Here is a 13884-nt window from a genome sequence, read left to right as displayed (position 1 = left end):
TCAAGTCCCGGACCAGTGTGGGCCTCATCGGTCTGTTCATCGCCGCCTACAGCGGACTCGGCTGGATGGCCAACCTGCGCGCCGCGCTGACCGAACAGTGGGAACAGCCCGCGCACGAGGGCAATTGGTTCAAGACCAAACTGTCGGACCTGATGGCGCTGGCCGGGCTCGGCGTCGCGATGGTGGTGTCGCTGGGGCTGTCGGCGTTGTCGTCGAGTGGACTGGCGCTGCAACTGCTGGAAAGTGTCGGGCTCGACAAGGCGCCCGGTGTCTCGTGGCTGTTGCGATTGCTGACTCTGGTCCTCGCGGTGCTCGCGTCCTGGGCGGTCTTCGTCTGGATCATCGCCCGGCTGCCTCGCCAGCCGGTGACCTTCCGCAGTGCCGTGCGCGCGGCGTTCATCGCCGCGATCGCCTTCGAGATCTGGAAGCAGGTGGCCTCGTTCTACCTGCAGAAGGTGCTCACCAGCCCCGCGGGCGTCGCCTTCGGCTCGATCATCGGCCTCATGGTCTTCGCCTACATCACCGCCCGCATCATCCTGTTCGCCACCGCCTGGGCCGCCACCGCCCGGGAGAACGAGGTGGAGGCCGAGATCCCGGCGCCGGGACCGGCGGTGATCGAGCCGCGGATGCACGCGGGCATGACGGCGTCCACGGGTCTGGCCCTGTTCGGGGTGGGTGCGGCGCTGGGTTCGATGGTCGGTATCGCGCGCCGGAAGCGGTGACGGGCCGGGCTCGGAAGTTATTGCCCGCCTGGTGGTCTGATCGTCGCACCGTCTGTGCCGGGACCGAAGTCCGTCTCGGGCTCCTCGGGATCGGGGAACCGCTCGGCGTAGCGGTCGATGATGTTCGCCCCCGCTTCGTCGTCGCCGACCGTCTCGTGCACGGTCGCCGCGATCTGCTCCCGCATCCGCACCTGGGCGCGCTGCAGGGTGCGCATCAGCTCGGCGGACAGCGCGACGGGATCGATGCCGCGGACGGATTCGGCGAAGCGGATGTCGGTGGGAATTCCCTCGCCGTCGACCGTCACCGCGATGCCGTCGCGTGAGGTTTCGGTGACGCTCAGACTCGCCATCCGGTCGTGCAGCTCCCGGTATTGCCCGGCCTTGTGTTCGAGGTCGTCGGCCCAGGCCGTCAGCTGGTCGGCGGCGCCGTCCGGGTCGTTCGGATCCACGGGGTCCATCCTGACACAACGGACAGGTTTGCCGGGCGCGGGAACCGGCAACCGATCCGTTGCGTCGTAATACAGGACGCGACAAGTCCGATTGAGGGGAACCAGTGGATTCATCCGGCTACGATCAGCTGCGCGCGCGAACCGACGCCCTGCGGGTACAGGTCGATTCGATGCTCGAGAGCTATGAGCATCAACTGCGCGATATCGCCACGGCCCGAGACACTTTGGCCGCCGCGACCGCCGAAGGGTGGTCCTCGGACAATCTGATCCGCGTCACCAGCAATTCGGCGGGCATCCCGATCCAGGTGTGGGTCGACCCCGCCGCGTTCAAACGCACCACTCCGGAGAAACTCGGCGACGCCATCACCGAGGCCGCACAAGCCGCTGCCCGTGCGGCGAAGTCGGAGATCGGTGCGGCGATGGCCCCGATCCTCGCCGACGAGAAACGTTTCCACATCACGAATCCGCTCGGCGATGACCCGGACCTGGAGCGCGTCGTGGGCGGCATCCTGCCGCCGCCGCCGCAGCCGGTGGCCGAGCCGGAGCCTGTTCCGGAGCCGCCGCGTGTCGCGGACGACGACGAGGACAACGGGCCGCACTGGAAGGGTTGGTGAGCCGGAGATGACCAGCGGCAACGAGTTTCGCATCGAGCTCGACGAATTCCGGCGGCACGCACCGCGTCTGGGCCAACTCGGCAAGCAGCTCGAGCAGGATCTGAAAAATCTCACGGTCGACCTGGGTGAGGTCACCGGCAAATGGGGAGACGACATCTTCGGCTCCGCGTTCGCGCAGAACTATCTGCCGAAAGCCGAACAGGCACTGCAGGACATCGCGAAGGCCGCGCTGATGTTCGCACATCTGGAGGAGTCGTCCGGCGCTGCCGCCGATACGCTCGAGGCCGCCGACGAGGGATTGGCCGGGGTGCTGAACACGGTGCGCGAGGCCATCGAGAAGAACGGGATCAACGGGGGGGAGGCGTAAGCGATGGGCATCGAGATCCCCGACTATCTGAAGCCGGTCGCCTCCCTCGTCGCCTGCGATTGGCCCAAGGCCGACGAAACCGCCCTGCTGCGGATGGCCGACCACTGGGAACATATGGGCGACACGCTGTCGCAGATCCGTGCGGAAGGCGACGCCGTCACCACCGCGATTCTCGCCCGCATCGACGGCCGGACCCACGAATCCATCCAGCAGTTCTGGCGCACCGCCGGTGACGACCTGGACGGTCTGGTCACCTTCTGCAAGGCGATCGCCATCGCCTGCCGAGTCATGTCCGTGCTGATTCTCGCGGTGAAGCTCTACATCATCGCGATGCTGGTCGAGCTGGCGATCAACCTGGCGATCGCCGCTGCGGCGGCCGTCGAGACGCTGGGCGCGAGTATGGCCGAGGCTGCCGCGGCCGAGGTCGCGACCCGCGTGGTGATCCAGCAGGCGCTGAAGCAACTACTGACGCGCATCATCAAGGAAACCGCCATCGAGGGGTTCAAGGGATTCATGAAGGGGGCCGGTAAGGAACTGGCCTGGGAGGCGGGGGAGAACGCGCTCGGCCTGCGCGACGGCTTCAGCCTCGACGATATCGGGAAAGCCGGTCTGCACCACGGCATTTCGAGCGCGGCGAGCGGTGCGCTGGGCGGCGCTCTGGGCAAGGTGGGGGTGGACGAGCACAACAAGTCCCCCGACGGGCGCAACCCGCACACCCACGAGCCGGAGACCCCCGGCGCGCCGAAAACCGACAAGCGCAAGAAGTTCGAGGGTAAGGTCGGCGACTTCGGAGAGAAGGTCGCCGACGAAGTCGTCGACGCGCCGCAGGACGACAAGAAGCGCTTGAAGAGTGACGCCACCCAGTTGGCGAAGCATCGGTTCGGCAACGATTCCGAGGGCACCACACCGGCTCCGGCCGCACAGCTCCAGTCCTCGGCGGACGGCACGACGGTGCCCGCCGGCGTCGGCGGTGGCGACGATCCCTACGCGCTGTATCCGGACTCGCGTCCGGGTGGTGGTGCCGCCGACCATTCCGGTGCTCCTGGTCCGTATGGCGGCGTTGTGCAGCCGGGCCCGCAGGGCGGACCGGTCTCTTTCGATGGATCGGTGGATTCGAGCGGCGGCGACCAGCGTCCGGTGCCGTGCGGCGTCCCCGACCTCGAGCCTCCGCAACCGGTGGTGACCAGCTCGGTGGCGACCGGAAACTCCGGTTTCAGCCTGGATCTGGACGGTGACACCTTCTACCAGGAGGAGAACGGCGGCCGGTTGCGTCTCGACTGACGCCGAAACGGCCTATTGCGAGCACCCGCGCATCGGAGCAGTCTGAGAGCACCGGTGGCGCCGCCGGGCGCTGCCCCGAGCAGAGAGGGGGTGGGTCGTGTTCGCACGGTCTACCACGATTCAGGCGCAGCCCTCCGCTATCGATGCCGGGATTGCGCATATGCGGGACGAGGTCATGCCGGTGCTGGCCGAGACGCCCGGCTGTAGCGGGTTGTCTCTGCTGGTCGATCGCACCTTCGGTCGTTGCATCTCCACCACCGGCTGGGAATCCGAGGCCGCGATGCATGACAGCGAGGGCGCCTTCATGGCCGCGCGCGACCGGGCAGTGACGGTCTTCGGCGGCACCGCCGCGCAGGTCGCGGAATGGGAGATCGCCGTATTGCACCGCGACCACCGCTCGATGCCGGGGGCCTGCGTGCGCGCCACCTGGATCAAGACCGATCCGAGCCGGCTCGACATGTCGACCGACGCCTACCGCAACTACATCCTGCCGGGGATGGAACAGCTCGACGGCTTCTGCAGCGCGAGCCTGCTGATCAACCGCGCATCCGGCCGTGCCGTGTCCTGCGGCGTCTTCGACAGCGCCGAGGCCATGCAGCGCAACCGCGAGCAGTCCGCGGCCCTGCGGGTCGACGCGGCTCGCCAGGTCGGTGTCGAGGCGATCGACGTGCGCGAGTTCGAACTGGCGCTGGCCCATCTGCGGGTGCCGGAACTGGTGTGAGGGCGGCGTGGTGCGGCGTCGTAGCTATTTCGGCGCCGCCAGCTGCTCCAGCTTCTCGGCGAGCCACCGTCCGTCCACGAACTGCATGGTCAGCAGAACCGAGACCTGACTGCTTCGTTCGGTCGAGGACGTGTTGTTGGTGAGGGCCTGGGTGATGATCGCGGCGACCTCCGCGCGATCGGCATCGGAGGTCTTCACGAAACACTGAGCGTCGGACACGTGGGATCGCGCCTGCGACTGGGTGACGACATCGCGCAGGGTAGGCATGGTCGACTGCATCTGGGTCTTCAGATCACCGGTGGTGGCATCGAGAACTGCCGTCTGATAGTCCGCGAATTTGGTGTAGTCGTAGGTGGAAACGGTGCGGCCGAAGGCGCAGGCGGCGTCGCGGGCGGCGTCGGCCGAACGCTGCGTGTCGTCGGTGGACCTGTTGTGGTACAGGACGAATGCGCCGGCCCCGCCCGCGCCGAGGACCACCAGCACGGCCACGATCGCGGCCGCGATCCACCCCCAGCGGCGACCGGAGCCGGACGCCGGTGCCGCGTGCGGCGCGGGCGTCGGGCTTGCGGCCGATGCGTAGTGAGCGGCCGCGGCGAGTTCGCCGCAGCTGCCGAACCGCTCCTGCGGATTCTTGGCCGTGGCCAGCGCGATCACCGCGTCGAAAGCCGGTGGTAGCCAAGGGTTCTGCTGACTGGCAGGCGGAAGCGGAAGGTTGAGGTGGGCATGGACGAGCTGAGCGGGTGAGGCGCCGGGATACGGCGGCGCTCCGGTCAGCATGTGATACAGCGTGCAGCCGAGGGCATAGACGTCCACTCGGTGGTCGACCGGCACACCGGGGTCGAGCTGTTCCGGCGCGGCGTATCGGAGGCTGGCGTGCACCTCGCCTGACCGCGTCAACTCGTTCGCATGATCCAGGATCTTCGCTATGCCGAAGTCGGCGAGGAAGACTTGCTTCGAATCACCCTGCGCGAGCAGGATGTTGGCGGGCTTCACATCGCGATGAAGCACCCCGGCGCGGTGGGCGAAGTCCAGAGCCTTCGCCGCTTCGGTGACGATCGCGACCGCGTGTTCCGGATGCATGGGGCCGTTGCGCAGCACCGCCGCGACGTCGGTGCCCTCGATGTACTGCATGGCCATCCACAGCCGATCGCCCTCCTGGCCCCGGGCGTAGACGGTCACGATGTTCGGATGTGACAGGCGCGCAATGGTATCGGCTTCCCGCAGGAACCGATGGCGGGCATCCTCGTCACCCGCGAAGGCGGGATTGAGCACCTTCAGGGCCGTGTAGCGCGGCAGATCGCGATCGTGAGCCAGATACACCTCGCCCATACCGCCCGCACCGAGCAGTCGCTCGATCCGATATCCGGCAAAGACCTGCCCGTGCACCAGTGTCTGAGCCACCGGCTGTACCTCCCACCCTGAAATTCGCCCCGACCATACCGGACGCGTCGATGCATCCGGCAGCGGCCGTTGTGGTCCCGAGTCGTGCGCGGCCCGATGCGCCGTCCGGGATGCGGGTCGAAAGGCGCTGAGCGGTGCAAAGCTTCCTGGGATTATGCGGAGATCGAATGAAATTCCGCGGTGGACGCGTCGTGGTGGTTCACCTGATGGTGTGCTGGCGGCGTCGAATCGGAACCTGTTGGGAGGCAGGCATGTCGGAGTACGGGTCCACCTTGCCGCGACGGCAGCTCGGAAGGTATCTGCGCAACGGCCGCGAGGAGTGCGGGCTGACCCTGCATCAGGCGGCGGCGCTCATTCAGCGCAGCGCGAGCACCCTGCAACGCATCGAGCACGGCATGGTCGCGCAACTGCGGGAGGTGGATATCGATGCGCTGTGCAGAATCTACGAATTCGACGACGAGCGGATCGTCGCGATGAAAGCGCTTGCGGTCCAGGGGAACGAGCAGAGTTGGTGGTGTGAGTACGGCGATGTGATCCCACAGAACTTCGACTTCTATGTCGGTCTGGAGGCAGCGGCCGAACGCCTCGTTACGTACGAACCCGAACTTGTGCCAGGTCTTCTGCAGACCCCTGCTTATGGAAGTGCGTTGATGCACGCGGCGCATCCAGAGGACAACGCCGAGGAACACGCGCGACGTGTGCAGCTGCGTATTCGTCGGCAGACGCGGATCACACGCAAGTATCGACCGGCGACCTTGGATGTCATCCTGCGGGAGTCGGTCCTACACGGCGTGGTGGGTGGACCGAAGGTGATGGCCGCACAGTTACGACACCTGGCCGACATGAGTACCCGTAGCAATGTCAACGTGCATATCCTGCCGTTCAGCTCTGGTTTTCCGCTGGGGGAGGCAGTCGGGCCGTTCGTCGTTCTCGAGTTCGGGGCAAGCAGGAAGGGCGAAGCAGCTGAGCCGACCGTTGTCTACACCGGATGCTTCACGGGCGGTTTGTATCTTGCGAAATCCCAGACTGTGCGGCGGTACCATCGGGCTTACCAGGACCTGCGGCGAGGCGCGTTGGATGTGGATGCCAGCCGGGCCAGGCTCCGGCAGATGGCAAAGGAGTATGTCTCGTGATAAGCGATTTATCGGGCGTGCAGTGGTTCAAAAGCAGTTGGAGCGGCGGCTCCGAAAACTGTGTCGAGGTAGCGTTCCTGGCTCCCAACCTGGTAGGAGTGCGCGATTCGAAGGATCGCACCGGACCGGCCTTGGTCTTCACCGCAACCGAATGGACGTCGTTCACCGCGTCCGCCGCGCGGGGCGACCTCGACTGCTGATAGCGGAGTGTACTGGGGCTGGTCGCAAGCCGAGGTCTGCTCCGGCAGATAGCGAAGGAGTATGTGCGATGGTGGATCTGGCAGGCGCGCAGTGGTTCAAAAGCAGTCGTAGCGGCGGCTCGAAGAACTGTGTCGAAGTAGCATTCCTACGCGATAGCCGTGTGGGAGTGCGTGATTCGAAGGACGTCGGCGGACCTGCCTTGGTCTTCACCAGCCCGGAGTGGTCGTCGTTCACGGCGTCCGCCATCCGCGGTGACTTCGACTGCTGACTACTCGGAGATTTGCGAGGGGTGTGGCGCTGTGACCGCCTGGATTAGGCGGTCGCATTGGTTGAGCTCGCGTAGAACCACGATATTTCGATAAGCAGCTGCGCGGAACTGGCTTTCATCGCCTGCCCCGTCATTCCGCCCACATGTGGGCTCAGCGTGGTGTGCGGATTCGATGCCAGCGGAGAGGTGAAACCTGTTCCCTCCGTGGCGAATACATCGACGGCGACGTGCGCGAGACCGCAATCCGGGTCGCGCAGTGCCGCATCGAGAGCGTCCTCGGGAACCACATTCGCTCGTGAGGTATTGACCAGGATCGAGCCGGGTCGCATCCACCGCAGTTCCGGCGCGCCGATGAGCCCGGCGGTCGCCGCGGTGGCCGGTACATGCACGGAGACGATGTCGCAACCGGTCATGAGCTTGCGGAGGGTGGCAATCCATCGCGCGGGCCAGTGCTGCGCATCCCGCGCGGTGAAACGCGGCGAGCCGTGGACCCAGACCTCGGCTCCGAACGGCGCGAGTCGTGTCGCGACTTCCCGTGCGATCGAACCACTTCCGATGAGGCCGACGCGGGCATCGGCCAGGCTTCCGGTCGGAATACCGCCGATCGCCGCACTCCAGTCACCGGCGCGCAGTGCGGCATCGCGCCTGCTGATTCCGCGGAGAGCGTCGAGCATGAGACCGATCGTCAACTCGGCGACCGCGCCGGCATTGGCGCCCGGCGTGGACAGCACGGTGACGCCTCGTTCGGCGGCAGCGTCCAAGTCGAAGCTGTCCACACCCGAGGCGGCCTTGGCGACCAGGCGCAGCGGTTGATCGTGCGTGCTCGCGGTCAGCCGCTCGAAGACGTCGCAGGTCAGTGGGATGCCGGCGCGGCACTTCAGGGCGTCGTAACCGCCGTGGCGGTCGAATGCCGCCACGATGTCGTCGGCACGGAAACCGTCGATGTCGATCGAGTGCCACCGGCGGGAGATCTCCGAACGCAGCGTCGGATCCGCTACTCGCCGGAGGTTGGCCGTCGGAGCGAGTCCGAGTGCCGCCAGGCGCTCGAGTTCCGGGATCGCCAACTCACCTGGCGCGGGGTCGACGACGAGGATGCGGGGGTGTGCGGGCCGGGTCCCCGGCTCGGCGGGTATCACCGCGTCACGCTCGCACGCTGTCTCGATGGCCGTCTACCGCCGCGATCGTCCCATGCGTGACCACCCGAACAAACCCAGCGCGATGGCCAAGCCCAGTGCGCCGATGATGCCGATCGTCCGCAGGTTCGAGTTGCCGTGGGTTGTTGTCTGCGCGGCGGCGGTCGGGGTGTCGTGGGCGGGCGGGGAGGCCAGCGCGACGTTGGTGTTCGAGTCCTCGCCGGTGGTCCGGTCGGGGAGGGAGCCGATGGTTGCGCCGGCGGGGAGGGCGAAGGCGTAGTCCAGGAGGCGGGCGGCCTGCTCCGGCGGGCGGATGGGCAGGACGTCGGCCTTGAGCAGGGTGACGACCAGGCGGTGGCCGCCCCGTTCGGCGGCGGTCACGAAGGTCTGCCGCGCGTCGTCGGTGTAGCCGGTCTTGCCGCCCAGGTCGCCGTCGTAGTCGTAGAGCAGGTGGTTGTCGTTGGCGATGGGGAAGCCCGAGTGGTCCTTGTCGTCGGGGATCGTGGGGTTCGCGGGGTAACCCGGGAAGTCGTACTGCTCGGTGTGGATGATCGAGGCGAAGGTGGGGTTCTGCATGTCGTGGCGGAAGATCGTCGCCAGATCGTAGGCCGAGGTGCTCATCCCGGGGCCGTCCAGCCCTGAGGGGGTGGCGGCCCGAGTGTCCATGGCCCGCAACTGTTTCGCCATCGCGTTCATCTTCGCGACGGTGGCTTCGTCGCCGCCCAGCTGGGTGGCGATGGCGTGGGCGGCGTCGTTGCCGGAGCACATCAGCAGCGCGTGGAACAGCTGGTCGTTCGTGTAGCGGCCACCCGGACCGATGCCGACGCGAGTGCCGTCGGCATTCGCGTCGTCCTGCGTGCCGATCACGACCTGGTTCGGGTCCAGTGCGGGGAGCGCGACGGCGGCCAACAGCGTCTTGATCGTCGACGCGGGCCGGTAGCGGCCGTGCGGATCCTTCGCGGCCAGCACCTTGCCGGTGTCGAGGTCGGCCACCAGCCACGCGGTCGCCGAGATGTCGGCGGGCAGCGGTGGTGCTCCGGCCGGAACCACCACTCCGCAGCGCCCGAGTTTGTCGCCGCCGATCGGATCCGACGGCACCGGCAGCGGCGACGGCGTCGTACTGCCGGGCGCCGGCACCTCCGAGGTGTCGATCGGCGGCGGCGGGGCCGTCTTGTTCGGGCAGGAATCCGTATTCGGCGTCGTGAACGGCGTAGACGGCGGCGCAGGGGCCGCGTCTGCCACGCCGAGCCCGGTGACCGTGGTGGCGCCCAGCAGCCCGGCAGTCAGTACGGCGGCCGCCAGCGCGCGGGATCGGCGGAAGCGGACGGTGCGGGACATGCGGGTGTTCATCGATATGCAGCTTATGCGGCGTGGCGCGATGGTGCCGCGAACACGGGGCGGTCAAGTATTGACAGAGACCATTAAATGGGAGCTACTATCAAAATATAGACACACCCAACTGAATGGACATGTCATGAACTTGCGGAGATCACCGGAATCGCCCGCACTCGCCGAGACCGCGGCGCGAGAGAACGCGACCGGCAGCCGGAGAGCGACCGGCGGGTCGTCGGCAGCGAACCGCGAAGCGCCCACTGCCGATGCGGCGGGCGCCGGGCGGGCGCGCTGGCTCGCCCTCGGTGCGCTCGCGCTAGCGATGCTCACCATCGGCCTCGACACCACCGTGCTGGTCGTCGCGCTGCCCACCATGGCCCTCGACCTGCACGCGAATACCGCTGCGCTGCAATGGTTCACCACTGCCTACACCCTCGCGCTGGCCGCCGTGATGCTGCCGGCGGGTGCGCTCGGCGACCGCTACGGACGCAAGAAATTCCTGCTGGCGGCGCTGGTCGTCTTCGGCGGGGCATCGCTGTGGTGTGCGCTGGCTACTTCGGCGGGGATGTTGATCGTCGCCCGCGCGGTGCTGGGTATCGCGGCGGCCGCCATGATGCCGCTGTCGATGTCGGTGCTGCCCGGCCTGTTCCCGGATCAGGCCGAACGCCAGCGCGCGCTGACGATCTGGGTCAGCTCCACCGCACTGGGTCTGCCGCTCGGCCCGATCGTGGGCGGCTGGCTGCTGAACCACTTCTGGTGGGGGTCGGTGTTCTTGATCAACGTTCCGCTGGTCGTGGTGGGATTGATCGCGGTCGCCCTTCTCGTCCCGGAGACCCGCAGCGACTCGGCCTTCCGCATCGATCTGCCCGGTGTGCTGCTTTCGGCCGCGGGCATGCTGGGATTCACCTACGGATTCATCCGCTTCGGCGAACACGGGTGGAGTGACGGCGCGGCCTGGGCGGCGGTGGTCGCCGGTGCGGCGCTGCTGGGCGGCTTCGTGTGGTGGCAGCGGCGGATCGCACATCCGCTGGTCGATATCGCGCTGTTCACCAACCGTGGTTTCCGTTGGGGCACCGCGTATTCCGTCTTCGTGAACTTCGCGATGTTCGGGATGTTCTTCACGGTGCCGCAGTATTTCCAGGCGGTGCTCGGCGTCGATTCGCTCGGTAGCGGGCTGCGATTGCTGCCGCTGATCGGCGGGCTGGTGGTCGGCACGCGCGCGGTCGACAAACTGCTGCCGAGACTCGGAGCGCGGATCGTACTCAGCGGCGGCTTCCTGATCCTCGGCGCCGCCCTGGCCATGGGCGCGATGACCCAGGTGAGCAGCGGGTACGGCTATACCGCCGCATGGACCACCATCCTCGGGTTCGCGATGGGCCTGGTCATGCCCGCCGGAATGGGAATGGCGATGGGACAGCTCGGTCCCGAGCGCGCCGGTTCCGGTTCGGCACTGCTGCAGGCGCTGCGCCAGGCCGGTGGCACCATCGGCGTCGCGGTGCTGGGCACCGTCCTCGCCACGCAATACCGGTCCGACCTGGGGACCTACAACCACGAGCCGATATCTGACGGCGTGAACGCGGGCGTCGCGATGGCCCGGGCCACCGGCAACGGTGACATGCTCGCTCACGTGCAGTCCGCCTTCGTGTCCGGGATGGGCGCGATGCTGTGGCTGTGTGCCGCGGTGTGCGCGGTGGCGGCGCTGCTGGCCGCGATCCGCATCCGAAGCGGGGAGCCGGACCCGCACTCCGCCGCCGATGCGGGAGAATCGGTGCATGTCGGCTGAGTCGAAGGCACCCGCGCGGGCCCATTCCGGGGCGACCACCTCGCCCCGGATGGGTCTGCGTGAACGCAAGAAGCAGCGCACCCGCCGCACCATCCGCGCCGAAGCGATGAAACTATTTCAGCGACAGGGGTATTCGGCGACCACGATCGAGCAGATCGCCGAGGCCGCCGATATCTCGCCGAGTACGTTCTTCCGCTATTTCCCCACCAAAGAGCAGGTGGTGCTGGCCGACGACGTCGATCCGATCATGATCGACGCCATCGAGTCCCAGCCGCCGGAGCTGTCGCCGCTGGCCGCGTTCCGCCAGGCGATGCGCGACACCTTCCACAATCTGGACCCGCAGGATTGGCAGTTCGAGCAGGACCGGATGAAGCTGATCTACAACGAGCCCGAGCTGCGCAGCGTGATCATGCAGGAGACCGAACGCAACGTGGATCTGATCGCCGGGCTGCTCGCCCGCCGGATCGGGCGCGAACCGGACGATTTCGAGGTCCGCACCTTCTCCGGGGCGATGATCGGGGCCATGATGACCGCTTTCGGCCGCGAGGGTCTCGACCTGGACAAGGTGGACCGGATCGCGGAATTCATCGCGGCGGGCATGCCGCTGGGGCCGGGGACCCCCGCCCCGGAATCGGGCGACTGACTCCTGCGGCTGCGTCGCCGTCCGTGACCCCGACGAGGCAGCCTTCCGATCAGGACGCGGCCAGCTCGGCGGCCGCGCTGTCGTCGGTCATGCCGGCGATGAAGCCGCCGATCACGTCCTCGATCTCGGAAATCGACTGCGCGCAATACAGAATCGGCTGATAGTGCGTGATGTCGTAGGTCGCGGTGCCCATCTCGTGAATGTTCAGCGGACGCAACCGGGCGTGCCGGAACTCCTCGATCTCACCGAACGACGACAGCAAACCCGCACCGTAGCAACGCACTTCACCCTTTTCGCGCACCACGCCGAATTCCATGGAGAACCAGAACACGTCGGCCAGGAATTTCAGCGCCGCCTCGGTCTCCAGCCGGGCCACCGCGGCGCCGACTTCGGCATAGATCGCGGCGAACCGCGGTGACGCCAATTGGTTGGCGTGCCCGATGATTTCGTGGATCGAATCGGGTTCCGGTGTGTACAGCGGCGCGGAATGGTGGCGAATGTACTGGGTGGAGTGGAAAATTCGATCGGCGAACGAGCCGAAGAATTCCCGCAACGGCACCAGTCCTGCCGCGGGGACATAACGAAAGCCGGTGAGCGGCACCAATTTCGCGGTCACCTCGTCCAACTGCGGAATGTGGTCGGCAGGCAGGCTCAGCCGCCGGGCGCCGTCGAGCACCTCCGCCGACGCGTACGTCCGATGCTTACGCGTCAACTCCGCCGACACGATGCGCCACACCTGCTGCTCCTCCTCGGTGTAGTCGATGCGCGGCAGCGTCTCACCCTCCCGATACGCCAAGGCCAGCGCGGCGATCGCGTTGCGCCGCGCCCGATACTCCGGATCGTGCACACCCGGATGCTCGGCACTCAAATGCACCGTGACATCGCCGTCGCTACCCGTGGTAACCGGCGAATACAGCTGAGCTTCGGTGAACATGCCTCCAGGCAAGCACCCCGACCCCAATCCGACAACAAACCCCCAGCAAACTGAGCAAATTGCCTAGTTGCGGCCGGATCGTCAGTCGATACTTCCTTTCGGCACGACCCAGACTTGGGGCTGACGCGTGACCGAGGCGATGTGTTCGAAGTCTTCGTCGTAGTGCAGGATCGTGGCTCCGTGGTACTCGGCGACTGCCGCGGTGAGTAGATCGATGATGCCGGCTGCGCGGTGTTTTCCCTGTCTGGCGAGCAATAGTTGCACTTCACGAGCCCGGTCGGCGATCGGCTCGGTGACCGGAAGCGTGGTGAATCGTGCCCGGCGGCTGTGCGCGATGTTCTGGACGTCTGCCGGATTTCGACCCGAATAGCCTGCTTCGAGATCGAGCGTGACGCACGTTGCGGCCGCACGATCGGCGAGCAGACCGGCGATGACGGTCCGGACGCCGGGATCGCTCAGGCGGGCATATGCGGATGTATCGATCAGGTGCAGACGCAGTGGGATCGGCTCGATCACCGCCGAGCCCCGCGCATGACCTCGGGGTCGCCGATATCCGGACCGACTCCGAAGCCGTAGGGATCGTTGAGAATCTCCTCGACGCGCCGACGGCGTTCGGCGACGAACCGGAGCGCCGCGTTGACGGTGTCCTTCTTGGTGGTTGTGCCCAGCTCCTTGGCCGCCAGGGTCAAGGCCTCGTCGTCCAAGTCGATCATCGTCTTCATATTTACCACGGTATGTCCGCCCCCTTATAACGAGCAATACTGGTGATGCGACCGTTATTCGGCGCCACCGGCCATGTCGATGGGTGCCCGCGTGCGCCGGCGGCCCGGCGCCGCATACGAAAAGGCCGCCCGCGTCGAAAGATACGGGCGGCCTTCGTTTTTCGACTCTGCGAGGCTGCT

Annotated in this window: 17 protein-coding genes; 10 read left to right on the top strand and 7 right to left on the bottom strand. The window is 66.9% G+C overall.

Features of this window, described 5'->3' with window-relative positions:
- Positions 1–722: YhjD/YihY/BrkB family envelope integrity protein (locus tag IRT45_RS12120; RefSeq protein WP_194805931.1), on the top strand; the 722-nt coding region annotated here is incomplete at its 5' end.
- Between the two features lie 17 nt (positions 723–739).
- Here IRT45_RS12120 and IRT45_RS12115 read toward each other — a convergent pair.
- Positions 740–1171, bottom strand: coding sequence for a YbaB/EbfC family nucleoid-associated protein (locus IRT45_RS12115; protein WP_194805930.1), 432 nt, complete (start codon positions 1169–1171; stop codon positions 740–742).
- 104 nt (positions 1172–1275) lie between these two features.
- Here IRT45_RS12115 and IRT45_RS12110 point away from each other — a divergent pair, with 104 nt between their 5' ends.
- The 4 genes from IRT45_RS12110 (at position 1276) to IRT45_RS12095 (ending at position 4154) form a co-directional block, all read left to right on the top strand.
- Complete coding sequence (locus tag IRT45_RS12110) at positions 1276–1785, top strand: YbaB/EbfC family nucleoid-associated protein (RefSeq protein ID WP_194805929.1); 510 nt, start codon at positions 1276–1278, stop codon at positions 1783–1785.
- Positions 1786–1792: 7 nt separating this feature from the next.
- Positions 1793–2152, top strand: a complete 360-nt coding sequence (locus IRT45_RS12105) for a WXG100 family type VII secretion target (protein ID WP_194805928.1) — start codon at positions 1793–1795, stop codon at positions 2150–2152.
- Between the two features lie 3 nt (positions 2153–2155).
- The gene (locus IRT45_RS12100) at positions 2156–3433 is read left to right on the top strand and encodes a hypothetical protein (protein WP_194805927.1); all 1278 of its coding nucleotides are present in this window, start codon (positions 2156–2158) and stop codon (positions 3431–3433) included.
- A 97-nt stretch (positions 3434–3530) separates the two neighbouring features.
- A complete protein-coding gene (locus IRT45_RS12095; protein WP_189594907.1) occupies positions 3531–4154 on the top strand; it encodes an antibiotic biosynthesis monooxygenase in 624 nt (207 codons plus the stop codon).
- A 24-nt stretch (positions 4155–4178) separates the two neighbouring features.
- On the opposite strand, the gene IRT45_RS36780 is transcribed toward IRT45_RS12095, so the two are convergent.
- On the bottom strand, positions 4179–5555 hold the full coding sequence (locus tag IRT45_RS36780) for a serine/threonine-protein kinase (RefSeq protein ID WP_309240909.1): 1377 nt from the start codon (positions 5553–5555) through the stop codon (positions 4179–4181).
- A 251-nt stretch (positions 5556–5806) separates the two neighbouring features.
- Between IRT45_RS36780 and IRT45_RS12085 the strand changes: the two genes are divergently transcribed.
- The 3 genes from IRT45_RS12085 (at position 5807) to IRT45_RS12075 (ending at position 7157) form a co-directional block, all read left to right on the top strand.
- Positions 5807–6688, top strand: coding sequence for a helix-turn-helix transcriptional regulator (locus tag IRT45_RS12085; RefSeq protein WP_194805926.1), 882 nt, complete (start codon positions 5807–5809; stop codon positions 6686–6688).
- Entirely contained in the window at positions 6685–6888 is a 204-nt protein-coding gene (locus tag IRT45_RS12080; protein WP_194805925.1) for a DUF397 domain-containing protein, read from the top strand. Before IRT45_RS12085 ends, IRT45_RS12080 begins: the two co-directional genes overlap by 4 nt.
- A 68-nt stretch (positions 6889–6956) precedes the next feature.
- Entirely contained in the window at positions 6957–7157 is a 201-nt protein-coding gene (locus IRT45_RS12075) for a DUF397 domain-containing protein (protein ID WP_194805924.1), read from the top strand.
- Positions 7158–7201: 44 nt separating this feature from the next.
- Here the strand turns inward: IRT45_RS12075 and IRT45_RS12070 are convergent, their stop codons facing one another.
- Positions 7202–8293 (bottom strand): NAD(P)-dependent oxidoreductase, encoded by a 1092-nt coding sequence (locus IRT45_RS12070; RefSeq protein ID WP_194805923.1) that lies wholly within the window; start codon positions 8291–8293, stop codon positions 7202–7204.
- Positions 8294–8326: 33 nt separating this feature from the next.
- The gene (locus tag IRT45_RS12065; protein WP_194805922.1) at positions 8327–9640 is read right to left on the bottom strand and encodes a serine hydrolase; all 1314 of its coding nucleotides are present in this window, start codon (positions 9638–9640) and stop codon (positions 8327–8329) included.
- A gap of 304 nt (positions 9641–9944) precedes the next feature.
- On the opposite strand from IRT45_RS12065, the gene IRT45_RS12060 reads away from it, so the two are divergent.
- Together IRT45_RS12060 and IRT45_RS12055 are read left to right on the top strand one after the other, a co-directional pair.
- A complete protein-coding gene (locus IRT45_RS12060) occupies positions 9945–11405 on the top strand; it encodes an MFS transporter (protein ID WP_194805950.1) in 1461 nt (486 codons plus the stop codon).
- Positions 11395–12048 carry a TetR family transcriptional regulator gene (locus IRT45_RS12055; protein ID WP_228534191.1) on the top strand — a complete coding sequence of 218 codons (654 nt, stop codon included), beginning with the start codon at positions 11395–11397 and terminating at the stop codon, positions 12046–12048. Before IRT45_RS12060 ends, IRT45_RS12055 begins: the two co-directional genes overlap by 11 nt.
- Before the next feature lie 49 nt (positions 12049–12097).
- Here the strand turns inward: IRT45_RS12055 and IRT45_RS12050 are convergent, their stop codons facing one another.
- The 3 genes from IRT45_RS12050 to IRT45_RS37740 all read right to left on the bottom strand — a co-directional run bounded on the left by IRT45_RS12050 (position 12098) and on the right by IRT45_RS37740 (position 13704).
- A complete protein-coding gene (locus tag IRT45_RS12050) occupies positions 12098–12982 on the bottom strand; it encodes a phenylalanine 4-monooxygenase (RefSeq protein ID WP_194805920.1) in 885 nt (294 codons plus the stop codon).
- Positions 12983–13063: 81 nt separating this feature from the next.
- Positions 13064–13498 (bottom strand): PIN domain nuclease, encoded by a 435-nt coding sequence (locus IRT45_RS12045; protein ID WP_194805919.1) that lies wholly within the window; start codon positions 13496–13498, stop codon positions 13064–13066.
- Positions 13495–13704, bottom strand: a complete 210-nt coding sequence (locus IRT45_RS37740) for a type II toxin-antitoxin system VapB family antitoxin (RefSeq protein ID WP_039776673.1) — start codon at positions 13702–13704, stop codon at positions 13495–13497. The genes IRT45_RS12045 and IRT45_RS37740 overlap by 4 nt, the downstream gene beginning before the upstream one ends.
- Positions 13705–13884: the final 180 nt, after the last annotated feature.

This window comes from Nocardia sp. BSTN01, assembly GCF_015354405.1.
Lineage (GTDB): Bacteria > Actinomycetota > Actinomycetes > Mycobacteriales > Mycobacteriaceae > Nocardia.
This window is presented reverse-complemented; position numbering and strand designations above follow the sequence as displayed.